19 protein-coding genes are annotated in these 25,143 nt (G+C 47.3%); 14 read left to right on the top strand and 5 right to left on the bottom strand.

Translation table 11 applies throughout. The annotated features are described in order from the left end of the window. Positions 1-182: 182 nt before the first annotated feature. Positions 183-1,601 carry an alanine/glycine:cation symporter family protein gene (locus PTQ21_RS03945; protein ID WP_063567770.1) on the top strand — a complete coding sequence of 473 codons (1,419 nt, stop codon included), beginning with the start codon at positions 183-185 and terminating at the stop codon, positions 1,599-1,601. A 204-nt stretch (positions 1,602-1,805) separates the two neighbouring features. Here PTQ21_RS03945 and PTQ21_RS31450 read toward each other — a convergent pair whose 3' ends face one another. Further along, positions 1,806-2,264, bottom strand: a complete 459-nt coding sequence (locus tag PTQ21_RS31450; RefSeq protein ID WP_371121638.1) for a methyl-accepting chemotaxis protein — start codon at positions 2,262-2,264, stop codon at positions 1,806-1,808. A gap of 667 nt (positions 2,265-2,931) precedes the next feature. Between PTQ21_RS31450 and PTQ21_RS03935 the strand changes: the two genes are divergently transcribed. Beyond that, entirely contained in the window at positions 2,932-3,624 is a 693-nt protein-coding gene (locus PTQ21_RS03935) for a Crp/Fnr family transcriptional regulator (RefSeq protein ID WP_063567772.1), read from the top strand. 135 nt (positions 3,625-3,759) lie between these two features. Here the strand turns inward: PTQ21_RS03935 and pepT are convergent, their stop codons facing one another. Next, positions 3,760-4,998: a peptidase T gene (pepT, locus tag PTQ21_RS03930; RefSeq protein ID WP_274568893.1), complete on the bottom strand. Its 1,239-nt coding sequence runs from the start codon at positions 4,996-4,998 to the stop codon at positions 3,760-3,762. Between the two features lie 537 nt (positions 4,999-5,535). On the opposite strand from pepT, the gene PTQ21_RS03925 reads away from it, so the two are divergent. Continuing rightward, positions 5,536-6,570, top strand: a complete 1,035-nt coding sequence (locus PTQ21_RS03925) for an NADH:flavin oxidoreductase/NADH oxidase (protein ID WP_269054309.1) — start codon at positions 5,536-5,538, stop codon at positions 6,568-6,570. Between the two features lie 231 nt (positions 6,571-6,801). Here the strand turns inward: PTQ21_RS03925 and PTQ21_RS03920 are convergent, their stop codons facing one another. Continuing rightward, on the bottom strand, positions 6,802-7,584 hold the full coding sequence (locus PTQ21_RS03920) for a class I SAM-dependent methyltransferase (RefSeq protein ID WP_274568890.1): 783 nt from the start codon (positions 7,582-7,584) through the stop codon (positions 6,802-6,804). A gap of 274 nt (positions 7,585-7,858) precedes the next feature. Between PTQ21_RS03920 and PTQ21_RS03915 the strand changes: the two genes are divergently transcribed. The 8 genes from PTQ21_RS03915 (at position 7,859) to PTQ21_RS03875 (ending at position 19,778) form a co-directional block, all read left to right on the top strand. Next, positions 7,859-8,281, top strand: coding sequence for an SRPBCC family protein (locus PTQ21_RS03915; protein WP_063567776.1), 423 nt, complete (start codon positions 7,859-7,861; stop codon positions 8,279-8,281). Between the two features lie 234 nt (positions 8,282-8,515). Then, positions 8,516-11,596 carry an ATP-binding protein gene (locus PTQ21_RS03910; protein WP_274568889.1) on the top strand — a complete coding sequence of 1,027 codons (3,081 nt, stop codon included), beginning with the start codon at positions 8,516-8,518 and terminating at the stop codon, positions 11,594-11,596. Positions 11,597-11,695: 99 nt separating this feature from the next. Beyond that, complete coding sequence (locus PTQ21_RS03905; protein WP_274568887.1) at positions 11,696-12,856, top strand: response regulator; 1,161 nt, start codon at positions 11,696-11,698, stop codon at positions 12,854-12,856. Between the two features lie 27 nt (positions 12,857-12,883). Continuing rightward, the gene (locus tag PTQ21_RS03900) at positions 12,884-14,230 is read left to right on the top strand and encodes a cryptochrome/photolyase family protein (protein ID WP_274568885.1); all 1,347 of its coding nucleotides are present in this window, start codon (positions 12,884-12,886) and stop codon (positions 14,228-14,230) included. Positions 14,231-14,480: 250 nt separating this feature from the next. Next, positions 14,481-15,656, top strand: a complete 1,176-nt coding sequence (locus tag PTQ21_RS03895; RefSeq protein WP_063567780.1) for an acyltransferase — start codon at positions 14,481-14,483, stop codon at positions 15,654-15,656. Positions 15,657-16,054: 398 nt separating this feature from the next. After that, positions 16,055-17,671, top strand: a complete 1,617-nt coding sequence (locus PTQ21_RS31445; RefSeq protein WP_420800353.1) for an HNH endonuclease — start codon at positions 16,055-16,057, stop codon at positions 17,669-17,671. A 285-nt stretch (positions 17,672-17,956) separates the two neighbouring features. Further along, positions 17,957-18,616: a TVP38/TMEM64 family protein gene (locus PTQ21_RS03880; RefSeq protein WP_274568884.1), complete on the top strand. Its 660-nt coding sequence runs from the start codon at positions 17,957-17,959 to the stop codon at positions 18,614-18,616. Between the two features lie 88 nt (positions 18,617-18,704). Continuing rightward, positions 18,705-19,778, top strand: coding sequence for a DUF1835 domain-containing protein (locus PTQ21_RS03875; RefSeq protein WP_274568883.1), 1,074 nt, complete (start codon positions 18,705-18,707; stop codon positions 19,776-19,778). Between the two features lie 57 nt (positions 19,779-19,835). Here PTQ21_RS03875 and PTQ21_RS03870 read toward each other — a convergent pair whose 3' ends face one another. Then, positions 19,836-20,354 carry a cupin domain-containing protein gene (locus PTQ21_RS03870; RefSeq protein ID WP_063568229.1) on the bottom strand — a complete coding sequence of 173 codons (519 nt, stop codon included), beginning with the start codon at positions 20,352-20,354 and terminating at the stop codon, positions 19,836-19,838. Positions 20,355-20,501: 147 nt separating this feature from the next. On the opposite strand from PTQ21_RS03870, the gene PTQ21_RS03865 reads away from it, so the two are divergent. After that, positions 20,502-21,509 (top strand): NAD-dependent epimerase/dehydratase family protein, encoded by a 1,008-nt coding sequence (locus PTQ21_RS03865; RefSeq protein WP_269054314.1) that lies wholly within the window; start codon positions 20,502-20,504, stop codon positions 21,507-21,509. A 160-nt stretch (positions 21,510-21,669) separates the two neighbouring features. Here the strand turns inward: PTQ21_RS03865 and PTQ21_RS03860 are convergent, their stop codons facing one another. Next, positions 21,670-21,843, bottom strand: a complete 174-nt coding sequence (locus PTQ21_RS03860; protein WP_064506464.1) for a CsbD family protein — start codon at positions 21,841-21,843, stop codon at positions 21,670-21,672. Positions 21,844-22,034: 191 nt separating this feature from the next. Between PTQ21_RS03860 and PTQ21_RS03855 the strand changes: the two genes are divergently transcribed. Both PTQ21_RS03855 and PTQ21_RS03850 read left to right on the top strand, forming a co-directional pair. Then, positions 22,035-22,967 (top strand): cysteine peptidase family C39 domain-containing protein, encoded by a 933-nt coding sequence (locus PTQ21_RS03855; RefSeq protein WP_090952308.1) that lies wholly within the window; start codon positions 22,035-22,037, stop codon positions 22,965-22,967. Positions 22,968-23,010: 43 nt separating this feature from the next. Then, complete coding sequence (locus PTQ21_RS03850) at positions 23,011-24,822, top strand: RNA polymerase sigma factor (RefSeq protein ID WP_274568882.1); 1,812 nt, start codon at positions 23,011-23,013, stop codon at positions 24,820-24,822. Positions 24,823-25,143: the final 321 nt, after the last annotated feature.

The raw sequence follows: 25,143 nt of genomic DNA, 5'->3' as shown, positions 1-25,143 counted from the left end.
GTGGATTCCGAGATATGCAGAATGGTACAAACGATCTCTTAACCTATCGTACTTCAGCACAAAACGGTCCGTCTGAGGCGATAGAACTGCATGCCTTTATGAAGTAGTATGAGAATTTTTCGCTCAGTCATACAGCTGGGGAACGCTTTTTAACGAACCATCAACGAAAAGGGGCATTGCCAATGGAGCAAACAATACAAGATATTATTGCAGTTTTCAATGATTTTCTATGGTCCAAGCTGTTAATCATCTTGTTGGTCGTATGTGGTTTGTATTTTACGACCAAGACCCGGTTCATGCAATTCCGCATGATTGGAGATATGGTGAAAGTGCTCAAGGAGCCAAAGAGCAAGGAGCCCGGCAAAATTTCGCCGTTTCAGGCATTCTGTATCAGTATGGCAGCGCGCGTGGGAACCGGGAATATTACAGGTATTGCACTGGCAATCGCACTGGGGGGACCAGGGGCTGTATTCTGGATGTGGGTTATCGCGATTTTTGGTTCAGCTTCGAGTTTTGTGGAGAGTACACTTGCTCAAATTTATAAAATCAAAGATAAGGGCGGATTCCGCGGGGGTCCTGCTTATTATATGGAGCGTGGCCTCGGGAAACGATGGATGGGGATATTGTTCGCAATTCTCATCACGTTGTCGTTCGGTTTGGTCTTTAATGCTGTGCAGTCCAACACGATTACAGTCGCATTCAAAAATTCATTCGGCATCGATCGGTTGACGGTAGGTATTATTATGGCCGTTGTGTTTGCGGCAATCATCATGGGTGGTGTTAAACGGATTGCCAAGGCGTCCGAATACATCGTCGTTGTTCTTGCTGTGCTGTATATTGGCGTGGCTGCATTTGTTGTTCTGTCGAACATCACACAGCTTCCGGCCATGATTGCGCTGATTGTGAAAAATGCCTTCGGCATTGAACAGGTCGCTGGTGGTACACTTGGAGCCGCGCTGATGAATGGTGTCAAACGTGGTTTGTTCTCCAATGAGGCGGGTATGGGTAGTGCGCCGAATGCTGCGGCTACGGCGGATACAACACATCCGGTCAAACAAGGGCTTATTCAGGCGTTTGGCGTGTTGACGGATACCTTGGTCATTTGTACAAGCACGGCCATGATTATTTTGCTATCAGGTGTATACAAAGGTTCCAATCTGGGTGGAATTGAATTAACTCAAGCGGCATTAAGTGTGCATATGGGTTCATGGGCGTCCGGATTTTTGGCAGTGATGGTGTTCCTGTTTGCCTTTAGTACGCTCATCGGGAATTATTACTACGGGGAGACCAATATTGAGTTTATCAAATCCAATAAAGGTTGGCTGTGGGTATACCGTGTGTGTGTTATCGCGATGGTGCTGTTCGGTGCCGTTGCCAAGGTCCAGCTGGTATGGGATTTGGCCGACCTATTCATGGGGCTGATGGTTGTGGTGAATCTGATTGCCATCCTGATGCTGTCCAAGGTGACATTCGATGCGCTGAAAGATTACAAGAAACAAAAGGCCGAAGGACGTGACCCGATCTTTACTCGGGACCGTATTCACATTCCGGGCGAAGTGGAATGCTGGGAGTCGGAGGCCGAGGTAGTAGGAACAAAATGAAGTGAAGTTGCTAAATAACGAAGAAATAACGGATACAAATACAACATGAGATCCACATACACGATAAAAAGACAAATGAAACAGGACTTAGAATTTCCGTCACGGGGACGGGGATTCCAAGTCCTGTTTATTACATATAAAGTAGTTAATGTTCAGTATTTCTGGTGGAATGGGTAACCATCCTATCGGGAGATGTACCTGCCCTTAATCGTTCACAGAGTAACTGATGAGTTGTTCAGACAGAGCTTTCATGCGTTCTCCCGCTTCATTCAGCTTCTCGATGACATCCGTAAAGGAGGATACGAGCGTGGCTTGCTCCTGAGAAGAAGCTGCAATCTGGGATACTTCGACTTCCATCTGTTTAATAACCTGTTGTACATCTTTTAAGCTGATATCAATATCGCTGGTAGCCTGTTTGGCATCGACAGAAAGTTTGCGCACTTCCGTTGCGACCACACCAAAGCCTGCTCCGGCTTCACCTACACGCGCAGCTTCGATAGCGGCATTAAGCCCAAGCAAGTTGGTCTGTTCCGAGATTTCACGAATGAACCCGGCAACCTTGTTGATCTGAGACGAATTCTTTACCGCCAGACGTGTATTCTCCAGAATCTGTTCGCTGGTGGCCTGCAATTCCTCCGCATGAGCGGCAACGTGCTGGACCATTTCAACCAGGTTTCCATTAATCGTTTGGTTTTCTTGTATAATAGCTTCAAGCTGATTCTGGTTCGATTGATCATACGATACGCAGAAAATAGCAACGACCTGATGATTGTCATCAAAGATCGGTATATTAAGGACATCCAGCTCAATACCGTAGTATTCTGCCGGAAGGTGGGTCAGAGAGGCTTCGTTTCCGTTCTTGAGAGCGGTAAAGTTCTTATATCCATCCAAAAGAGGATCGCCTTCGTTGAATCCGAGATTGAACTTTTCGGTGGAGACAGAATACAATACCTTCTCGTGATCATACACCGTTAGACTGGCTGGTTCTCTAAGAATCAGACGGATATAAGGCATTACTTTCAAAAGGGCATCTACAACGTTCATAGTAGGTCGAACCATCCTTTCTTTATTTGGATTCTAAACTAGCAGTTGTAACTATGCTTATCGCTTTATCTTTCATCGGATAAGAGTGCGCTATCATGTACTCCTTTTTTCATAAAATATTGTCATTTTGAAGGCTGAATTTTAGAATATTTCCCATTTAAATGAATGCATTGGATATAAAATCTAGTTGTAACTATTTTTATATCAAGATATTTGTACGAACCTATATCGTTTATGGGACATGTGTCCATTGTATATGTAGATTCACACAGGGGGTTTATCCGAGATGAGAGAAATTATGGACTTTGGATTGCTGCGCCAGCTTGCGCGGGAGCATGGCCTGGATCAGGTGCTCGACGAACCTGCGCTTGCTGAATTAAGGTTGCTCGAAGCCTCCAAAGGTGAGATTATATGTGCCAAAGGTGAACGTCCCGAACGATTATATTTTCTCGTCCAGGGTAAGCTCAAGATTTATACAACACTGCCGAATGGAAAGTCTTTGTTGCTTCGTTTCAGTATGCCTCCTGCGCTGGTAGGTGATCTGGAGCTGGTCAATGGCAAGGAAGCCAAAAACACGGTGGAATCCGTCAATAAGAGCCTGCTGCTCGGTGTAAGCTATCGCTATCTCAAGAATACATATGCTGAAAACCCGAAGTTTCTCCATTTTATGCTCAGTCATGTGACCCACAAATTATATACCTTCTCGAATCTGTCGAGTCTTAATCTGCTTTATCCTGTCGAGAGCCGTTTTGCAAGCTATTTGCTGTCCACGATGGAGCAGGGGGAGCAGATCACAGAAGAAATCCAGACCTCCAAGCTAACAGAGCTGGCGGATATGCTGGGCACGAGCTATAGACACTTGAACCGGGTCATCCATGACCTCCGAGACCGTGAAATCATCCGCAAAGAACAGCGCAACATTGTCATCTGCAATCTGGAGCAGCTGCGCGAAATTGCGGGAGGTAATATGTACGAATAAATAGACTAGATAGCAGTGCTTCACATCAGTTGTACGATAAAAATGTAAAGACACCCTCTGAATGTCAGAGGGTGTCCGTGCCTTCACCTGTCCGGTGAAGGTTTTGCTTTGTCGTTCTATAGATTTAGACACGGATTAAATATCTCCACGCTGTTCGAATAGTTGAGCAATTTCCACGATGACCTGTGTGGCCTTCACCATATTATCAACCGATACATATTCGAATTTGCCGTGATAGTTCTCCCCGCCCGTGAAGATGTTGGGTGTAGGCATACCCATGTACGAGAGCTGGGAACCGTCTGTGCCTCCCCGAATTGGGCGGATGACAGGTTCGATATCCAGGCGAGTCATCGCTTCATGTGCAATATCGACGATCTGGCGCACAGGTTCGATTTTCTCACGCATGTTATAGTATTGATCATTCAATTCAATGGAAATGCTTTTCTCGCCATATTTGCTTTTCAATTCGCCCACGACATCCAACAAATACGCTTTACGTTTCTCAAACTTCTCCCGGTCGAAGTCCCGGATGATGTAGCTCATCTTGGTCAGTTCGACGTCTCCCTCGATAGATAACAAATGATAAAATCCTTCATAACCTTCTGTGAATTCGGGAGCTTCCTCCGCAGGCAATCGGCAGTTCAACTCCATCGCAATTTTAGCGGAATTGACCATCTTGTTTTTGGCTGTGCCCGGGTGCACGTTGGTGCCCCGTACTGTGATTTTGGCAGCCGCCGCGTTGAAACTTTCGTATTCCAGCTCACCGAGAGGTCCGCCGTCCACCGTGTAGGCATATTTGGCGCCAAAAGCAGGCACATCGAACTTATGCGGCCCACGGCCAATCTCTTCATCCGGGGTAAAAGCAACACGAATCTTTCCGTGTTTTAATTCCGGGTGTTCAATCAGGTAGGCCATTGCCGTCATGATCTCGGTAATACCGGCTTTATTGTCCGCACCAAGCAGTGTTGTGCCATCTGTTGTAATCAGGGTGTGGCCTTTATATTCACGCAGTTCAGGGAAATCAGTGGTGGATAACACTACATCCAATTCCTGATTCAGCACAATATCCTGTCCATCATAGTTGTCGATGACCTGTGGTTTGACATCTTTGCCTGTGAAGTCGGTTGCTGTATCCAGATGAGCGAGGAAACCGATCACTGGAACATCCTTGTCGGTGTTGGATGGCAATGTCGCCATTACGTAGCCGTTATCATCCATGGTCACTTCCTGCAATCCAATGGATTTACATTCTTCAACCAGGTATTTACCCAAGACCAGCTGGCCTGGTGTGGAAGGGCAGGTTTCACTATTTTCATCGGATTGCGTATCCATTTGAGCATAGGTTGTCAGTCTTTGAATTAAAATATCTTTCACCAGTAATCGCTCCTTCGGCTCGGTTAGTATATAAGTTGACCACTTATTTTACACTATCACTACGAGGTCAGAATACCCTTCTGATCGCTGTTATCCCCAGATTTTTTTGATTCCCTTATTAAAAGGGAAAATCCGGTGATAAAGGCGAGTGTGTGCTTCCGATGCAGCTTTCTTTCAGAAAGCTTTTAGCTTCGCTTCTCCAGTTTATCCTGCCCTCTCCGTTTTCGTGTAACCGTTAGGTACAACTTATATAAAGTGGGTATAGTATCACCTGTATGTCTGTATGGCTATCATATCATGTTTTGAGTTCATTTCGAGTTATGGTGAATGCATCAGAGGAAAGGGTCGACTAGGTATAAAAAAGGGTACTATCTCACAAAAAAGTACGTACTTGTATTTCTATAGGTTAGGTTCATAATAGTGATTGAGGATTTGAAGCAGGACAACTGCGGCAAGCATGGGCAGCTGTTTTCCGATCTGGAAAACAAGGAATTGCCTCAACATATATCATCATATTGAATAGGAGATGTAATTGAAATGACAGAGAAATTATTTTCCCCGTATCAATTCAAGGGACTTCAACTAAATAACCGTGTCGTCATGGCACCGATGTGCCAATATTCCGTTACTGCCAAAGACGGTATTCCGAACGATTGGCATCAGGTACACTATGTAAGCCGTGCGGTTGGGGGTACAGGATTGATCGTGATTGAGATGACGGATGTTGATCCAGACGGACGTATTACCGACAATGATTTGGGCATCTGGTCAGATGAACACATTCCTGCCTTTACCAAGCTGGTGGATGGCATTCACGCTTATGGCTCCAAGGTGGCGATTCAGATCGCGCATGCTGGACGTAAAGCAGAGGATGCTGCTCGACCTGTAGCTCCATCGGTGGTTACCTTCCCAGGAGAGAGCTTCAATACGCCACACGCTTTAACTACAGAGGAAACACAAGCCATGGTACAGAAGTTTGCGGACGGTGTACGCCGCGCAGTAGCTGCTGGGGTCGATGCTATTGAGCTGCATGGTGCACATGGTTACCTCATCCACCAGTTCCATTCTCCGCTGATGAACCATCGCGAGGATGCGTATGGACAGGATCTTTCCCGTTTTGGTGTCGAGATTATTCGTGCAGTGAAAAAAGAAATGCCTGAAGATATGCCTCTGATTATGCGGATTTCCGCAGTTGAGTACGCTGATGGCGGATATGATATTGATCATACCATTGAAATTTCCCGTGCCTATCAGGCAGCAGGCGTGGATATATTCCACATTAGCTCCGGTGGTGAAGGGGCTTCCGGACAACGTAAACCGGGTAACTACCCTGGTTACCAAGTGCCTTTTGCTCGTCGTTTCCGTGAAGAACTGAACGTTCCTGTCATTGCGGTAGGTATGCTTGAGGATTCAGCACTAGCTCAAGCAGTTATCGGCAACGGTGATGCAGATCTGGTCGCGGTTGGCAGAGGTATGCTGCGCGATCCTTACTGGGCGACTCATGCAGCTCTGGAACTGGGTGTTAGCAAAGATAAAGCGCCTGTTGCACAGCCATATTCCCGCGGATACTGATCTTAATTAGAACATTTATATAAATGCAATTAAAAAGGGATGTCCCATAAGTCATGAACATGACGGAGGACATCCCTTTTCTGTATCATTACGATCTAACGAACCGAGCAGCTGTTATTAGCTGCAATTTCCACAGGTTTACGGATTAACGAATCGTAGGCACGTTTCTTCCTCGATCTTGGATCCTTCCCGGTGAGATCGATTCGTTAGCGCTTTGGCCTGAAAGTGAAATCACTTCGAGGGCACTCCACGTGTAGCTTCAAACACAAATTTCTGATCAGAACGCGAAGGTGCCTGTTTGGAATCGAAGTCAGCATATACAACAACGTCGATGAAACCGATCTGTTCCAGAATCATGCGCAGCTCCTCCACACCGTACCAACGTAATGCAATCTGTTGCAGTTCTGTGGCTATGAGGGTGCCATGGCGCCACTTTTCATAGCGAATTAAACTTACTTTGTACTGCTGAAGCATATTGACTTCGATGTCTTTGCTCTCCATTGTAATCGTATCACCGTCCGGTAATTTAACAGTCGAGGTGCCTGAGTAGTATGAAGTCGTATTTGTTACATCGGGTAGAAAGAGGTCCAGCACAAGTCGACCTCCCGGTTCCAGATGTTGATACAGATTACGCAGGGCCTTTATGGAAGCCTGCCTGTCTTGAATAAGCAGCAGGGAGCCTGCGGCAATTATAATGACTTCATACCGGTAAGGAAGATCAAGTGTCTCCAGATCAGCAGCGAACAATTCAGGCATGGGCAATTCCCGCATGGAGCAAAGAGCACGGCATGAATCGAGCATATCCGTTGAATAATCAAGACCGTCTACGTTCAAACCAGCCTCAAGTAATGGAATTAGCATTCGACCTGAACCAGACATCGCTTCCAGGATGCGTCCATTGCAGTTCGTCAGATAATCACGGTAAAATTCAATATCGCCTCCAAGAGATTGACCAACGGGTTTGGTGGCATTATAAACCTCGGTACATAATGGACCATAATAACTAAAAGACATGTAACGTTTCCTCCACAACATAATTAAAATAAGAATGTGGAAGGGACTAGCTACGAAATGTTTATCCCTTCCGGCAACGGTTGGAATTGAATTTTTCAGAGCAGACTATCATGAGAAATCACACACCTTTTATGTAATATGTTCCAATTATAGGGTGGGTTTGAGAGCCGGTCAACAAAGCGCCTGCCAGAGTACCTGTTGTTAGCAGAATATATTTGACACACATCATCTAATCTTGAACAATGAGTTATATCCATTTAGAAGGAGAGATATCATGGAATCTTCAAGTGCATTGCCAGATATTCGGGAGCAGCTGTTGCTTCACGCGCCTGTGGAGAAAGTATGGGGGATTGTATCGACGTCAAAAGGCTTGGAATCATGGTTTATGCCAAGCAATCTAGAGCCAGTGGAAGGGCATGAATTTATACTGGAAGCTGGACCCTTCGGAAAATCACCGTGTAAAGTTACGGAAGTTCAGCCGCCACGCAAGCTGTCATTCCAATGGGGTAAGGACTGGACGCTTACGTTTGAACTGACGGAGCAAGGACAAGACACCGACTTTACCTTGATTCACAGTGGCTGGGACGCGGACAAACTGACTGAATTTGGACAGGCTCATGCCATCATTCGTGAACGGATGGAGCAGGGATGGGCTGGAATCGTGCAGAAACTGGCCCAGGTCGTTGGACAAGCGTAAGGAAACGAGAAAAGTAAAACAGATAGCCAACAAGTTCAAAAAAGTCACAGGTCCTACTCCGGTCTGCATTCCGGTAGCTGAGCCTGTGGCTTTTTTGACGTTAAAATATCATGTAAGAACTATTTCCGTCAGCAACAGAAACGTGTAACATGGAGTTATAGGTATAAAACGACAAAATTAGACGTCTCTCGCCATGGAGGCGGAAGGATTACATAGATGAGAAAACACTGGATTATGCTCACCATTAGCTTTATATGTATTGTTGTTTTTCCTCTGGGTTCCATTGTACAAACGTTATTTACCGAGCGCGGCAACCCTCATGCGAATGATGGGGTTATGGACCTGACCGGCTGGAATTTCGATAGACAGGGGGCTGCTTCCCTGGATGGTACGTGGGATTTCTATCCGGGCCAATTGTTGGCACCCGTTGACTTTGAGGCGGATGTCTCCGGACGCAAGCCACTTTCCAAGCCTCTCCCCATCCATGTCCCATCCCGATGGAATGGAACTCTTGGAGAGGCGCACGGGTATGGAACGTATCATTTGCGTGTTCGCATTCCCCCGAGATTAGAGAAGAACGATTATGGGATACGTACTCAAAATATCCGCATGGCCCATCGTTTATTCATAGATGGCAAAGAGATTGGCGGCAAAGGGCTGCCAGGTACAACGGAAAATACCGATATTCAGCTCAATTTGCCTTTTACGGGATTTACCTCCATAGAAGGTGATGTCGCAGATATTATCATTCAGGTATCGAATTACAGCTACTCGTCTGGCGGCATTGTTGCATCCATTTTGTTCGGAGACGAGCACAGCATTCTGAAAGGCCAACAGCAGGACTGGCTCAAGGATCTGATGACACTGTTCGGATTTATTCTGCCAGCGGCCTTCTTCCTGATGCTCTTCCGGCTGCGGCGCAGTGAAAAAGAGCTTCAGTATCTGGGATTATTCAGCCTATCCGGTGCGTTGTACGCATTGACTCATGGAGAGAAGTTGCTTGGAACCCTGTTACCGTTCTTACCGAATAATGATATTCTGCGGCTGCAATTAATCAGCGCAGCTCTTGCATATTATTTCTTGCTCCGTTATATGGATGCACTGGTACCTGGAGCTGTTCATCAATGGTTTGTTCGCTTGGGTGTGGTTCTGGTACTCGTCCAATGCACGGTGGGTCTAACATTGTCTCCTGTTCTGTTCTCCATGCTGGAGCTGCCCATGCTGCTGATCTCACTCGTGGTGATTGGTTACACGCTGCGAGCCATGCTCCATTGGCTGAAAAAGCAACCGAATGACGGTCATTATGTCCTGATGAGCATGATGAGTATATTTATGGTGGTTGTGCTGCACACCGTTGGTGCTTTCACCACCGTGGATACGACATTTCTAGCACTGTATGAGCTGCTGTTATTTGTCTTTGCACAGATGATTCTAACAGCGATTCGGTTTGCACAGTCATTCCGTGAAGTTGAAGCGTTGTCTGAACGTTTGCTTGCCATCGACAGTCTCAAGGATGAGTTTATGGCGAATACGTCCCATGAACTGAGAACTCCCCTGCATGGCATCATTAATATAGCTCAATCGATGCTAGAAGGGGCGGCCGGGGTGGTCACACCCAAGCAGGCCAAAAATCTGTCCATGATCACCTCAACAGGAAAGCGGCTTTCGCTGCTGGTAAACGATATTTTGGACTTTTCCAAGCTCAAAAATGGTGAAATTGAATTAAAACGGAGTGCTGTGGACCTCGAATCCGTTGCCCGAACGGTCGTTGAAGTCTCTGGTTTTACCTTTGAAGATAAACCGGTTGTACTGATCCAGCAATGGCCTCCAGCGTTGCCGTTGGTTGAAGCGGACGAGGATCGCCTAAGGCAGATTCTGTACAACCTGCTGGGCAATGCGTATAAGTACACGAAGCAGGGTGAGATTCGTATCTATGCTCGTGTGGATGGAGCTATGGTGACGGTATCTGTCGCCGATACAGGTGTCGGTATCACCCGAGATAAACTGGAAGACATATTTCAGTCTTACGAACAGGGCAATGGAACAAGTGAGAGGGTTAACGGGGGAACTGGTCTTGGACTGAGTATCACTCGCAAACTGGTCGAGCTTGGGGGAGGGACCATCTGGGTAGAATCGGAGCCAGGTGAAGGTTCGACCTTTCATTTTACCCTGCCTATTGTGCAGTTCCCTTTGCTGCAAGCGAGTTCGAGGCCTGTTGCAGCCCAATATGTATCTACCCAAGAAAGAAGAGCGCAGGATACGGCAGCAGCAATGGATTGGGATGAGACGGATGATAATCTGGAAGCAGAGCATACCATTCTGATTGTGGACGATGATCCTGTGAATCGACAGGTATTGTTCAATCTTCTATCAACGGAACGTTACCGTGTCATTGCAGCAGATAGCGGGGCAGCTGCACTGAAGCTTCGTGAAGAACACCCCTCCATTGATCTTGTCATTACAGACTGGATGATGCCGCAAATGTCCGGGCTTGAGCTGTGTCGCAAGCTTCGTGAGAACAGTTCCTTGTCCGAGTTGCCCATTCTAATGCTGACAGCTCGTGGGCTGCCAGAGGATATCAAAATGGGATTCCAGGCAGGAGCAAATGATTTTCTGAGCAAACCTGTGGATGCAGGTGAATTGCGTGCAAGAGTACGGACGTTAATTGAGATGCGTACCTCGGTACAGGAGGTTGTTCGTACGGAAATGGCTTTCTTGCAAGCCCAGATCAAGCCGCACTTTCTATATAACGCGCTCAACGTCATCATAGCGACATGCGCCGTCAATCCGGATAAAGCGACCGATTTGCTTATTGAACTGAGTCATTACTTGCGGGGAAGTTTCGACTTCCAGAACCGCGACCAACTGGTTCCGCTGGCGAAGGAACTGGAGTTAGTGGAGTCCTATGTACATCTGGAACAAGCACGGTTCGAGGAACGTTTGGTGGTCCATTATGATATCGACCCAGATGTTCGTCTTTACCTGCCACCGCTTAGTATTCAACCGCTTGTGGAGAATGCGATTCGTCACGGAGTGATGGAGCGTGCTGCAGGGGGTACGGTTAACCTGGGCATTACCAGGGAGGATGAGCACATCGTCATTGTGGTACAGGATGATGGAGTAGGCATACCTCCTGAGCGTTTGGCTCAGGTAAGTTCAGGGCGAATCGAAGGTCCTGGAGGTGTAGGGCTACAGAATATTAATCGGCGCCTGTTGTCTTTATATGGTCAAGGGCTGGAGATTCAGAGTCATTCGGGGAAAGGAACGCTAATACGGTTTCGCATACCTGTGGAGAAGAAAAACGGTTCCAAATAATGGGCCGAGTTAGGCGAATTTGGTTAACAGATTATTAAACGAATGCCAAGATAATCGGTATTCCCATTGAATAATTCACGGCAGGAGGCTGGAAGAGCGATGAAAGCCATTGTAATCGATGACGAGAAACCGGCGCAGCTTCATCTGGAACGCCTGTTACGATCGGATGGGCGGATTACCCCCGTGCAGTGTTTTTCAACAGCCCGTGCCGGTCTGGATTTTCTGGCAAAAGAGCGTGTGGACGTTGTGTTTCTGGACATTGGCATGCCGGAAATGAATGGACTGGAAGCGGCTGAATATATACAGCAATTGGACAGCAGTATTCGCATTATATTTATAACGGCTTACGCCGATCATGCGGTTGAAGCCTTTGAACTTCAGGCGCTGGATTATGTGCTGAAGCCGGTAAGTTCAGCGAGGCTTGCCAAAACAATCGATCGCATTGCCGCAGGCATGATTTCCTCATCCTCTCAGGTTGCTGCAACCGCTGAGGTTCAGGAATCTGAGGCTGTGGAGTTGGATATCCGTTTGCCTGGATTGCTTACTTTTAAACATCTGGATATTTACAGAAGCCTGGATCAGGAAGCAGAAAAGCACAAGTGGCGCACAGCCAAATCGCAAGAACTGTTTGCTTTTTTGTTTCACCATAGAGGGGATTGGGTAAGCAAAGAGATTCTGCTCGATAAGTTGTGGGCGGATGTCTCGCAAGAGAAAGGGCTAACCCATCTGCATACTTCCGTTTATCAGATCCGTAAACTGCTGAAAGAATGGAACATGACGGGCAAGCTGGAATACAACATGAACCGCTATCGTTTGTTATCGGGTAATCTGGTGAGTGATGTAGAGCAGTTCGAGCAAGGTATGGCATACGCTGACGTTACATCAGACAATGTCGATCAACTGCGGGATATCGTCCCCCTCTACCGTGGTGACTATCTGGAGGAGCATGATTATCGCTGGGCTCAAGCCAAAGCGAGAGATCTGAGAAGTAAGTATATAGGACTGGTTATGGATATCGCGGAATGGGACATGAAGCATGGACGGGGCAAGGAAGCGATGGAGCAGTTGAGTGAACTACAGGAACGGGAGCCATATGCCGAAGAAATCTGCCGATTAATGATGAGGGTAAGTGCATCCATGGATGATCAACAAGCCATACTCAGAATATATCATTCATTTACGCTGACCCTGCTTGAGGAACTGGGACATCAACCGGAGCAGGAGACAAGCAGGCTGTATAAAGATTTAACGGCAAAGTAGGCAGAAGTTCAGGCAGGAGGATGAAGCATGAAGTTATTCATACATCGCAAAGATTTGCGCACAGATGACCTGGTCGCATTCGATTATTTACTGCACCAGGATGCAGAGAGTCTGCATGTGCTCATCTATGATCCGTTTCTGCTGCGGCAAGGTCGTGAACAGGAACATAGTGGAGTGAATTTTCTACAGCATGCTGTAGAGCTTGGTAAGCGGTACCGCAAGTCAGGCCGTACGCTGCACATGGCTTATGGCAAACCAGCTGAGGTGATTGATTATATTCTCGAACAGATGCAAGGTCGTATAGATGAAGTTGTAGTTCATCGGGATATGACCCCATATGCAATTGAACGGGACCGTGGAATACGCAAGGTAACCGAGGAACGAGAAGTCACATTTACGCAGCTGACGGATCATCTGCTGATGGATTTGAAGGGATTCGCTGATTTTACGGGCAAGTCCGAGCCATATAAAGTATTTGCTGCCTTCCACCGACGCTGGGTGGAATTCATGAATGAGCATCCTAATCCAGCTTCAACCACTACGGTTGCAGAGGTGAAGGTCAGTGATCAGCAGATAGAATGGCCAGAGACCTTCCAGGTACCACAACAATTGCTGGCATATGATGTATCTGATTTGAATGATCCTCATCTAATGTTGGATGGATTTTTATCTGATAGAATTGCCGATTACGGCGACCATCGGGATGAATATGAAGCTTATGAACCGAGCCGGCTCAGTTCTTATGTAGCTGTGGGGGCTGTATCCATCCGCAAGATGTACGATGCTGCGAAACGCACGGAGCATTCGGACGAGTGGATCAGACAATTGTGCTTCCGCGACTTCTATCTGTATCGGGCAGTGTATGAGAGTCATTATTTTACATATGAAAAGGTATATGATCTGTCGCTGCTCAGCGAGGTTCACTTCGAACGATGGTGCAAGGCCGAAACAGGCATTCCGATTATCGACGCAGCGATGACGGAACTGAATGAGACTGGACATATGCCGAATCGGCTTCGTATTTTGACCGCAATGTTTCTTACCAAAAATCTGCAGTGCCCATACACGCTGGGTGAAGCGTATTTCAGACGTAAGCTCCGTGACTATGACAATATTCAAAACCGGGGCAACTGGCTGTGGTGTGCATCACTTGGCGAGAATGCAGCTCCATACTTTCGGGTGAACAATCCGGTGACACAGTCAGAGAAGTATGATCCCCAAGGGGATTATATCCGCAAATGGCTGCCTGACCTGAAGGGTTTGCATAGCAAAGAGATTCATCAGCCTCGCCAGGATGCCATTGTGGATCTGAAAACCTCAAGACAATCGGCTATTGAGATCTATAAACAAATTCTAGCTAGTCGTCAGCATTGAAGTTTACCATTTTCATCCCAGTGAACCAGCAATATTTTGGACAGATACGAAACAAGCTCGCAGGCCGCGTCATAGCGGTCTTTTTTACATATATAGACATGAAAAGACTGTGAAACATGTTGAATATTTAGGAACTTTTAAGAATTTGGACTACCCATCTTAAGCTTTATGCTTTTTAATAGATAGTGTGCTTATCGTATTAAGTCATCTTAGACATATCAACGAAACATATTAAGGAGAAACGCTAATTATGAGTGAAACAATCAAAAGAGAGCGAATCCCAGAGCTGAATCTCGTACGGGCAATGGCTATCATCGGCGTGCTGTGTGTGCATTCCACTTCATATGCGACGGTAGACATGACGGGTTCAGGGTATTACTGGCTGTACAATTTTATTAATATTTTTATGAAATATGGTACACCAACGTTTATTTTCATGAGCAGTTTTGTACTGTTCTATAACTATTATTCTCGCCCGCTAGATAAGAAGCTGGTCAGCAACTTCTACAAAAAAAGATTTGTTTACATTTTACTACCGTATTTCCTATTTTCATTAATGTATTTTGTTATCCTACACTTCACGCATTATCAGGGCCGTCCGTTCGGTGAATCAGCAGTAAGCTTCATAACGAAACTGTTCACTGGCAAGGCGTATACGCATCTGTACTTTGTATTTATTAATATGCAATTCTATCTTTTATTCCCGTTGGTATTGTGGCTGCTTAAGAAATATCCCTCAGTTGTCAAGTGGTCGGTACCGATTGGGTTGCTCATTCAGTGGGCATTTATCGTAAGTAATAAATATGGCTTCCAGGTGCCGAACAAGGGAAGTTGGGCATTCTCGTACTTCTCTTATTTCATGCTGGGTGCATTTATCGGGGTATACTTTCCGAAGATTAAACAATGGTTTGTCATTAGTCGGGAAAATGCAACTAAAGCTCGTGTAGTTTCATGGATTTTGCTGTGGGCGGTATGGATTTTTGCCGGACTCGGCCATGTATACATTTATTATCTGTTGCGCCTGAAAATTGCGACATATAACACGCTGTGGTACGAGTTTTTCTGGAATCTGCATACGTTCGCCTGTGCGTTGGTGCTCATTCAGATTGCGTACCTGCTCTATCGCAAAGGACCATCGCTGATCGTTAAGCCGCTCAATCGGCTTGGGGCACTGTCCTTCGGTATTTATCTGATACATCCATTCTTCCTGTTGATCTATCGGAATTATCCACCACAAACCGGGGTATCCTGGCTGATTCACCTGTGGTACGCCGGAGGTTTTGGTGTGGCGTTAATCGCATCGTGGATTGTGGTTGGACTCACGGCAAGATTTGTTCCGTTTGCATGGGTAATATTCGGCAATTTGCCAAAACCGAAGCCACGTCTGGTACCACAACAAAACTCGGGACAACTCGACGTTCGTTAAAATATTTATGCTAATACAGGAATAATAAACCGTTTCTTGGTCGACCATTAGGGTTGAGCGGGGAACGGTTTTTTTGATTGCCGATTAGATTCATACATGGGGAACGGATGTTTCTTTTTCATAAGCGAAGGGTAATGAGAAGGCGGAACACAATTTATCATTTGATAAGCAGATAACTTTAAGAACAGGATTAAGGTGAGAACAATGACAACATGTGAACAATGCGGGAAACCGATGCAAGATATATTGGAATACGTGGAACACATACTTCACGAATGCGTGGGGCAGACCCAGGAGTACAAGACAAAAGACTATGAGACATCTGGCTATGAGTGTGTTGGCGAGCAGATGTGATACAATAGAAAGAAACCGGATTCATACGGAACCGAGGTGACAACATGGAGATGGGCTCGGCCCCTTTCCGGCAGGAAATGACGGAACATGAAGCGCAACTGACCAAGACATGTATGTATTGCGGGCAAAAGCGACCTTTGTCCGAATTTCGACGAAGAACCGGAAAGCGGGCTGGCCCGGGAGCCAGACGTGGCGCTTGTCGTCACTGTCGTCAGCTCGGTGGACAAGCCGATAACAATAATACCTCACTCCGGCCTACGGATGAGGCGATAAAGAGTCATAAAGGTGCTGCGGCTGCACGGCCTTCTGCACCTGCAAGTCATACAGCAGAACGGAGCGTCGATCCAGCAATTGGTACGCCTTCTGTTGCTGCTGCTTCAGAAGGACACGGCGAGTCACAGCCGCCGGTGGGGTCATCTTCTTCGATGGAAGGTGAAACGGCTGACTTCGTTGCTTCTTCAACTGTTTCTTCGCCTTCGGGCAACCGCAAGAAGAGGAGAAGGAGGAGAAAGGCGAAGCGCCCAGAACTGCAGTCGGGTAATGAGCAAACGGAGCCGCTCTCCGGAACTGAGGTGGAGAGCGAGAAGGTAGATCAGCCGCAGACGAGGGCTGATCTGCAAGAAAGGGATTCGCAGACGCATACAGCGAATGCTGATCCATCTGCGAAGCGTGCCCGCGCGCGTATAGCCGCTGGCACGGATCAGGCCGCCGAGCAGGAGATTGCGGCGGCCAAAGCTCTGCTGCTAGCCAAGCCGCAAGGCCCGGCAGCAGAGTCAGGGGCTGCGGATCAGCCGACCGCAGCCAAGCGCAAACGCAAGCGGCGCCGCAAACGTGCTGCCGCGCTGCTGTCCGGCGCAGGACAGGCCCGCAGCATAGCTGAGGCCAGTGCGCTGAACCTGAGCGACCGTGGCGATGCCTCGGTCGCCGGACCCCCAGCGGCGGCCGCACAGCCTGCCGCTGCTGCAAAGCCCGCCCCCGGCCAAGCGCCGGGCACGGCCATGGAGGCTGCGCCTCCTGCACCCGGGCGCCAGCCAGGCTCGCCCGGGTCGAAGCCGCGCCCGGCACGCAAGGAGCGTGCGCCTAAGGCAGGCGGCGAAGACGCAGCCCGTGCCGGATCATCCGGGCAGCGGGCGCCTGCACATTCCAGCCGCAGTCACGGGGCTGGAACGGAAAGCCGTCCTCGCCGTCATACTCCGGCGGTGCCTGTAGCGATTGATCCGGATGATCCGTCATCGCTTCGGACGAATCGGCAGGGCATGGTGCGCATGCGTGGCAAGACGGACAAAGGGCGGCGCTGGCATCAGGAAGTGGATATGGAGCTGGCGGTCACGTTGGTCAAGGAAAAAGCCGCTGTTGTGGTTAATCGGTACACGATCCGTCGATTGTTTAGCAACAAGGATTTCAAACGGTTTATTTTGACCCGTGATAACTATACCTGCTACTTCTGTGGATCGTATGGAGACACGATTGACCATCTTCTGCCACGAGCTAAAGGTGGGCATACCACCCCACTTAACTGTGTCTGCGCCTGCAATCTGTGCAACCAGTCCAAAGCAGCGATGGATGCCGAAGAATTCATGCGTTCCGGTATTCCCGAGTGGAATGCTGCGCATCAGGAAGAGCTGAATGAATTGGCAATGCAGGAAGCTCAGCTAGAATAAACGGTTTATGCGAAATACAAATACTTCCCCAAGCTTGTTCACCATGGGTTTCAAGCGGGGTATCCGATATAGAGAGCACACCAAGACTGAACGGGTCAGGGTGTGCTTTTTTGTTTTTTAGCTTCGCTGGTGAAATTTCTTCAAATTGACAACGGTACAGCGCTCATATGTACGTTATACTGGGGAGAAGTGAGTCGTGAAACTTCACATCGGTTTACCAGATGTATTTTATAATGGGCACCACATCTTTAGTAAATTTGAACTGTATAGATTGGAGGGAAGCAGATGAACCCGGCATCTTTGGACATCATGTCCTATATTACGGAAGAGAATATTCGTTTTTGGCTGGAGAAGTTTCGCTCCCTGGGCCCTTTACCGGCAATTTTGCTTACCTTTATGAAATCATTCGTGCCCCCGCTGCCTACACTGCTCATTGTTGGGGTTAACGGAGCGATGTACGGGCTATGGGCAGGATTTTTATATTCATGGATCGGGATGGTACTCGGCTGTACCGTTACGTTCCTGATTGTACGGGAGATTGGGAAGTCGGCTTTTGTGGAACGTTGGGCTAATAAACCCCGTGTGCAGCGCAGCATGGTATGGATTCGGCGGAATGCATTCAGTTATGTGTTTTTGTTGAGTATTTTTCCGGTTGGTCCGTTCGTCATTATTAATGTAGCGGCAGGTATTGCGCGGATGAGATTAATGTCCTTCCTGCTTGCGGTGAGTTTTGGTAAAGCCATTATGATCTTCTGTGTGACGTATATCGGTTCCAATGTAGCTCAGTTTATGGAGCACCCTGTGCGATGGGGCGGCGTGTTGTTGTTTATCGCGGTATCCCTTTGGGCAAGTCGGAAGCTGGAGCGGCATTTTACCCGTTCGTCATCCAATCGTGAGGAAATGAATGATCTGAGTCACTCCTCTGGAAAGTCTATTTCGTCGTAAACTTACGATGATACAAATACGTACGTTCGATTTTGTATGGTTTAGTCGCAGATAACCATCGGTTTAGACTGTTTGGAGGGGGATAAACATGATTGACAATATCTTTGATTTTGATCAGGAGCTGTACCGTATGGATGAGGACGAGCTGCGTTCGTTATTGCGTACGCTCTATCTCAGCGCAGATATGGCAGTCAGTGATCAGTCAGCGGAAGAACATTCTGTTCATTTTGCAACGAAAATACAGTCGATATTTAAGACATTGGATGAGAATCGGAACCGGGAGAAAGCGGAGCAACAGGCATTAAAGGCACAGATACCACGTGAAATTCATATAGCGATTGGTGAATCGCCACTAGGTAGCATTAAAGTTGCGATGGGCAAGGTTCCAGGTCGCTCGGAGCGGCGGTTTTTCTCTATGAATGACTACTATACCATCGGTCCATTGGGCGATCTGACGAACAAGGCGGATTTACACCGCAGGCACCTCTGGCTACTTGAGAAACTTTATTTGGGTGAGCATGGAAGTTATGCCGTCCAAGGCATGGATAAGCTGCTTCAATTAAACAACATGTTGAGTTCAATTGATGAAGATACGCGAATCACCATTTGGTATGCGAATAATGCTCATGAGAGAACGGGGCTTTTATATGCCATGCATTTGCTACGTAAAAGGCTGGGGCCTATCTATTTGATCGATACCGGTGCATTATATCAGGAATTATTCAAACCTTCTGAAGTTCAGTATGATGTTCCTAGAACAGGTGAAATTTTTTCTGAGAAGTTGTTATCGATGTGGCAACACTGTGTGAATGCTGAACCGTTGTCTGTGGAGGAACGAAAACACATGGAGCAAGAGTGGGTGAATCTGGCTGTACAGCCTGGACTTCTGCGATTAATGAAGGATGGCCAGATTCAGAGCGTGCCCGAAGACGCGATTGATGAGTACATTATGCAGAAGGCTAGAGAGGTCACGTTAACCAGACAGCCTGGCGAGTTTATAAAATCAGCCCGCGTCGTAGGTGAGGTGCTGGGCCATCTTGAACAAGCTGTCGGAGACGCATTCATTGAATACCGTGTTCGACAGTTGATCATAAAGGGACGGCTTGAGATGGAAGGGAAGCCACATGCCATGCGATTCTACAGTGTGAGGCTCCCCCAGTAACCGAAATATGGACTGTTCCCGGTAGTTTTTTTATCCCTGAGCAGTCCATTTATTCTTTCATGTCTTATTCTGATTCCATAACTCCAATAGTGGCCCCTCTTGCCCATAGACTGGATCTGTATCCGGAATGGGAACCTCCTGAATTTCACGCAGAACTTTGGGACGCTCCCCCGGTTCACCCGTTCGGGTATTATAGCTCATGCCACCTGGATAGGCCCCTGCAATGCGGAAATCACGGCTCGCACTCAGCCGCTTATGTCCGGTTCCCGCAGGTAATACGACCACATCTCCTGCATGAAGACGCACAACCTTTCCATGTTGCCCACCAAGAATGAGCTCAACCCAGCCACTAACCACTGCAAGTACTTCATGAGCATTGCTGTGAAAATGATGATAATCAAACACACCGTTAATCCAGCTGTTTCCCCATCCATTTTGGTTCAGTAACGACTCTGCACGAGCGGAATTTGTTGCCCAAATTCCTTTATACAGAAGTACAGGCAGAATCGGATGATTGGGGATCACACCATCGTCCTGAAATAACATCGTTTGTACATTGTTGATGGCCTCTTTCATCGTAAATATCACCTCTCTATGGCATTACCCGTTTATTTCTGGTGAAGAACAAAAAACAATTGTAAAATGATACAAAATGTATCACTATAAGGTTATAATCAGAACATAGACTCTCTTCAGTAACTTGTTGTATTAATCCAAGGGGGAATGTGCTTGAATATTGTCATTACAGGGGCTTCTGGATTTGTAGGATTTAACCTTTCTCAGTATTTGGCGGAAAAAGGACATCGAATCACCCTGGTAGACCAGGATGATTATTGTCAGAGGCTTGTTCACAGCTCTCCACTTCATGAGATGGCCTTTATCTGTTGTGATCTCGCGAAGGACAGATTCAGCTTGCCGCACGAAACAGACTATATTATTCATCTGGCAGCGATGCCACACGTAGATTATTCGTATCATCACCCCGGAGAAGTGTTTCGTAACAACACCCTCAGTACACAGGCCATTCTGCAATACGCTTCCGATCACCATATTCCCGTGGTGCTGGCTTCATCTGTTGAGGTATACGGAGGGGAGATGGGCAGAGTGTATCATGAATCCGATGAATATGCTCCGGTATCCCCTTACTCCGCTTCCAAAGTAGCCTGTGAGATGCTCGCACGATCCTACGCTCAATGTTACCAGCTTCCTATAAAAATATTTCGTTTAACCAATCTTTATGGACCTTGGCAGTTGCCGGACCGGATTATCCCGCGTAATTTTGGCCGAATGATGGACAGCCTTCCTCTGGATATTCAGGGATCAGCTGTACGTGATTTTTTGTATGTAGATGATGCGCTGCGAGCGATTGAACAGATTATGCTGAATGGACAAGATCAGCAGATCTATAACATTTCGACAGGGCAAGGAACAACCATGCAAGAGATCGGAGATCTTTTGCACCAATTGCATACTTCTAATGGAACGGCGGAGATTCGGGAGCAGGAGCCCACCCAGTCCAGAGGTTCGAGTCTGGTCGTTCACTCGGGAAAATTACGATCAGAGACCGGATGGTTTCCCCAGACGACGCTGGAGCAGGGACTGGAGCAGACCTTTCGATGGTATCAGGAACATCCCGAATGGGTAAGACAATTCAGCCGTGAATACCACACGACAAGAGAAGCACGCAGCTTTATTATCGATATGGCGAGATATGCAGTTCCGGCTATCTAACCAGGGCAAAAAAAGCCAGGGAAGGGTGTAGTGAATAACACCTTCCTTGGCTTTTTTGCGCCCCCGTCGAATCCCGGCTTTCAACCGGTATGGACGGTCGGGCAATGATCCTATATTTACTGCACGAATTGTCGTGCGTGTTCACGTTTAACAAATGGATCTAGTGATGTTTTTTTACATCAGCAATTTTGTCCTGCACAGCACCTTTGGCTTTGTCTTTCTTGCCCTCAGCCTGAAGGGATCTGTTGTTAGTCGCATTACCGATCTGATCTTTCACTTCGCCTTTGGCCTTGTTTACGCCTGCTTTGATTTTATCGCTAGTTGAATTACTCATATCGAACATCTCCTTCGTTTCTGGTGTAGTCCTTATTAACCGGGATGCCCGTATTCTAAACGTTGCTATTGTGATAAGGGCAGAAATTTGTTCTGGATATTCTGTCAGAAATGATCAGTACGAAGAGTCAGTATAAGTATAGGCATTGCATAACCGCGTGCTTCATTAAAGAAATGAGAGGATGTTATGATATGAGCAATTATATTGGAAATGGTGCATATTGCTACGCTAATTCAGCTTCAATGCTGCTGTCGTCCATTGGAGAAAAGGTAGACCCCGGTCTGCTTGAAGCAGTCGGTGGCTTTTCACTAGGGGCCTTTCGAACGCAGGAAGATATGCTTTTTTTTGATAACTGTACCTCTAGTCCTGATCTGGCCATCAGCAAAGCGATGAGCATTCTGGGATTTAGTGTGCGCGAAAGTGTGCAATCACCGGGTACAGAGATGCCTGTAGATGAGCTAAGAGAGGCTTTGAAGCAGGGTCCTGTGATGATGGGGCCGCTGGATATGGGCAAACTCGTCTACAATCCCAACTCTCCCAACCTGGGTGGTTGCGATCATTATGTAGTGGCGTTGAGCATGGAGGGCGATGAAATATGCCTGCATGACCCGGCTGGATTCCCAAATGTCTTCCTAACACTGGATAAACTTGAGGAAGCATGGAAGTCTGAATTCCCGTGGAGCAGCGGTGTGTATCGACGATGGTTGAGTCCTGAACGCATTGAACAGCCTAATCTGGAGGAGATTAACCGCCGCGCTTTTACTTGGTTCAAATCAACCCTTACAGAACAGATCCATGATATTGCTGCACAGGAAGGACGAACAGGAGCTTCAGCAATTCTACATAAGGCGGAACAGGTTCGTGCTGGAGCAATCGATGGTAATGAGTGGGCTCATTATGTGTATTTTGCTCTGCCAGTAGGCGCGCGTCGTGCCCATGATTATGGGTTATTTTTTAAAACAATCCATCCTGACCTTTCTGCTTTGAAATACGCACAATCGCGCCAATTCGGGGAATGCCAATCCCGTCTTGTCTCCCGGAACTGGGAGGCTGCTGCGACAATCATGGTGGCACTCGCGGAGACGGAAGCCATGATCGAAGCTGCTATTTTGAAGATGGAATAATGTAATTGTAAGTGAAGCAAGGCTATGAGAAGGGGAGATACACATGGATGAATTAGCTGACAATCGCCATATCAGGCCAGGGGAAGATGAGACAATCGAGAATCGGAAAAAGGAGTCGGATGTCGCGCTTATCCAACGAGCCCAAACTGGGGATACAGAGGCTTTTGGTGAATTGATTCACCGTTACCGTGGGCAATTGTTCCGTTATGTGCGAGCACTTACACATGATTCTTATCTCGCAGAAGACATTTTACAGGATGGGCTTATTCGGGCGTTCATTCATATGGGGCAGCTTCAGAATGCCGAGCGTTTTATGGCCTGGATGCAGCGCATTGTGCGTAATCAGGCGTACTCACATATGCAACGCCGAGAGCAGCAGCGTGAACAACATTTTTCTTCTTTCCTTGCATTTGGAGCCGATGATCCCTCATGGAGCGATCAAGACTCGCTCGACATGACGCTGAACCATCTTTTGAATGACACCGAACGGATATCGCAGGAGACTGGCTATGATCCGTATCAAGCTGTTGCTCAGCAGGAAATGAGGAATAATCTCTACAAGCTGCTGGGATGTCTGAATTTAAGAGAGCAGCAGGTCTTCACATCGTATTGGATGGAGCAGCTGTCACCGCAAGAAATTGCCTGTAAATTCAATCTGACAAGTGCCAATGCGTATCAAATTCTGTCCCGTTCACGTAAAAAAGTGTCGCAGCTTCATATTCATTTATCCGTAGAAGAAATGCTGGCAGAGTGGAATTCACTCGGGCAAAATCGAGTGATTCTGGAGGAACCCCTTTCGTTTCGGGCTCCCCAAACCTGGAACTCGGCAGCAGCATCCATTCACGAGATGTTAGGTTATATCGGTTCATCTCCATCTCTCCCCATGGTTATGGGGATGAGTGGACTTTCTTTTCGTCTGACCATCCTGCCTCAGGACATACATATCGCTGGACCCACCGCCTATAACTTCAAAGAGGTACTTATCAGAGGATTGCACCATATGGGTTATCGTTCCCATGCGGTTGAGGCTTTGGCGAGCGAAGCGGGACTCAATGCCAATCTGATCGATCCTTCGATGCTAGAGGAGAAAGCGAAGGGGAAAAGGTTGCTAAATCCAAGGCTTGTTCGGGCCCTCTCCTTGATTCGTTACTCCATTCATCGGGGAATTCCGGCCGTAGTATGGGACCTGAATATTCCCGAATTCGGATTGATTTATGGCTATGATGATGCAGCCCGGACCCTGTACGGTACAGATTTCATTAAATCAGTGACAATTCCCTATGATCATGTGGGCCGGGGGGTGAATCAGGAAGTATTTGTACTGGCAGCGGAATCAGATGGCATGATACGAGAAATGAACTTGCGCGCGGCACTGACAGATGTTTTGGCTCATTATCGTGGGGAGGACCCGTATACCTTGTCGAACACAGTCAGTGGTCTGGCTGCTTATGCGGTCTGGAGAGAAGCCCTAGAATACAGAAGGGTAGAACCGAACGGTCACGCTTATAACATTGCGGTTTTGTGGGATGCAAGACGTTATGCAAGTGAGTTTTTCAGGGAACTTTGTCTAAAGTGGGCTTCGATTCCCCGCTATTCCAGCTTGATTCCATTCTGTCTTCAGGCGGAAGAGTTATATCGAAACATGTCCCAAAGGTTAAACGTGCTCAAACAGTGTTTTCCTTTTCCTGAAGGCGGAAAGCCAAACGAGAAGCTTCAGGTCGATCAAGCTATCTCGATACTTCTGGAGGTGGAGGAATTAGAGCGAGCTGCTGTCGTTGCAATAAAAGCGTTGCTTGAAGAAATGGATCAGCATTCCCCAGAAATCGTTATGGTGTGGCCGAAATGTATCGATTAGATCTGGCGAACAGTGAAAGAAATATCAGGAGGCAGGACGATCCGTCAGGCCTTCTTTCTGTCTTTTTTGCTTTCGTGCCAGGATAGGTTCATACTTGAACAAGAAATGATGTCATTTCAGGAATAAGGCTGCACCCCTAGCTGCATAATAACGACAGTGACCAATTTCGTTGCATGAAATTCATGGTTTTGGAAAACAATTCCTGAAAAATTCAGTTGAAAAAATCCTTCCTTGTGTACATATCGCACATATGGTCATATGTGATCTTGTAATCCTACCACATGTGGTAGGATTACGGATCTGGGACAGGAGAATAATCGA

Origin of the sequence: Paenibacillus marchantiae, from assembly GCF_028771845.1 — a bacterium.
In the GTDB taxonomy this organism is placed as follows: Bacteria; Bacillota; Bacilli; order Paenibacillales; family Paenibacillaceae; genus Paenibacillus; species Paenibacillus marchantiae.
This window is presented reverse-complemented; position numbering and strand designations above follow the sequence as displayed.

Excerpts from the sequence above, each read along its gene's own strand:
- PTQ21_RS03860 (WP_064506464.1), bottom strand. The coding sequence starts at position 21,843 with ATGAGTAATTCAACTAGCGATAAAATCAAAGCAGGCGTAAACAAGGCC.
- PTQ21_RS03915 (WP_063567776.1), top strand. The coding sequence starts at position 7,859 with ATGGAATCTTCAAGTGCATTGCCAGATATTCGGGAGCAGCTGTTGCTT.
- PTQ21_RS03855 (WP_090952308.1), top strand. The coding sequence starts at position 22,035 with ATGAGCAATTATATTGGAAATGGTGCATATTGCTACGCTAATTCAGCT.
- PTQ21_RS03935 (WP_063567772.1), top strand. The coding sequence starts at position 2,932 with ATGAGAGAAATTATGGACTTTGGATTGCTGCGCCAGCTTGCGCGGGAG.
- PTQ21_RS03925 (WP_269054309.1), top strand. The coding sequence starts at position 5,536 with ATGACAGAGAAATTATTTTCCCCGTATCAATTCAAGGGACTTCAACTA.
- PTQ21_RS03945 (WP_063567770.1), top strand. The coding sequence starts at position 183 with ATGGAGCAAACAATACAAGATATTATTGCAGTTTTCAATGATTTTCTA.
- PTQ21_RS03880 (WP_274568884.1), top strand. The coding sequence starts at position 17,957 with ATGAACCCGGCATCTTTGGACATCATGTCCTATATTACGGAAGAGAAT.
- PTQ21_RS03875 (WP_274568883.1), top strand. The coding sequence starts at position 18,705 with ATGATTGACAATATCTTTGATTTTGATCAGGAGCTGTACCGTATGGAT.
- PTQ21_RS31450 (WP_371121638.1), bottom strand. The coding sequence starts at position 2,264 with ATGGTCCAGCACGTTGCCGCTCATGCGGAGGAATTGCAGGCCACCAGC.
- PTQ21_RS03920 (WP_274568890.1), bottom strand. The coding sequence starts at position 7,584 with ATGTCTTTTAGTTATTATGGTCCATTATGTACCGAGGTTTATAATGCC.
- PTQ21_RS03900 (WP_274568885.1), top strand. The coding sequence starts at position 12,884 with ATGAAGTTATTCATACATCGCAAAGATTTGCGCACAGATGACCTGGTC.
- PTQ21_RS03905 (WP_274568887.1), top strand. The coding sequence starts at position 11,696 with ATGAAAGCCATTGTAATCGATGACGAGAAACCGGCGCAGCTTCATCTG.
- PTQ21_RS03895 (WP_063567780.1), top strand. The coding sequence starts at position 14,481 with ATGAGTGAAACAATCAAAAGAGAGCGAATCCCAGAGCTGAATCTCGTA.
- PTQ21_RS03870 (WP_063568229.1), bottom strand. The coding sequence starts at position 20,354 with ATGAAAGAGGCCATCAACAATGTACAAACGATGTTATTTCAGGACGAT.
- PTQ21_RS03865 (WP_269054314.1), top strand. The coding sequence starts at position 20,502 with ATGTGCTTGAATATTGTCATTACAGGGGCTTCTGGATTTGTAGGATTT.
- PTQ21_RS03910 (WP_274568889.1), top strand. The coding sequence starts at position 8,516 with ATGCTCACCATTAGCTTTATATGTATTGTTGTTTTTCCTCTGGGTTCC.
- PTQ21_RS31445 (WP_420800353.1), top strand. The coding sequence starts at position 16,055 with ATGGAGATGGGCTCGGCCCCTTTCCGGCAGGAAATGACGGAACATGAA.
- PTQ21_RS03850 (WP_274568882.1), top strand. The coding sequence starts at position 23,011 with ATGGATGAATTAGCTGACAATCGCCATATCAGGCCAGGGGAAGATGAG.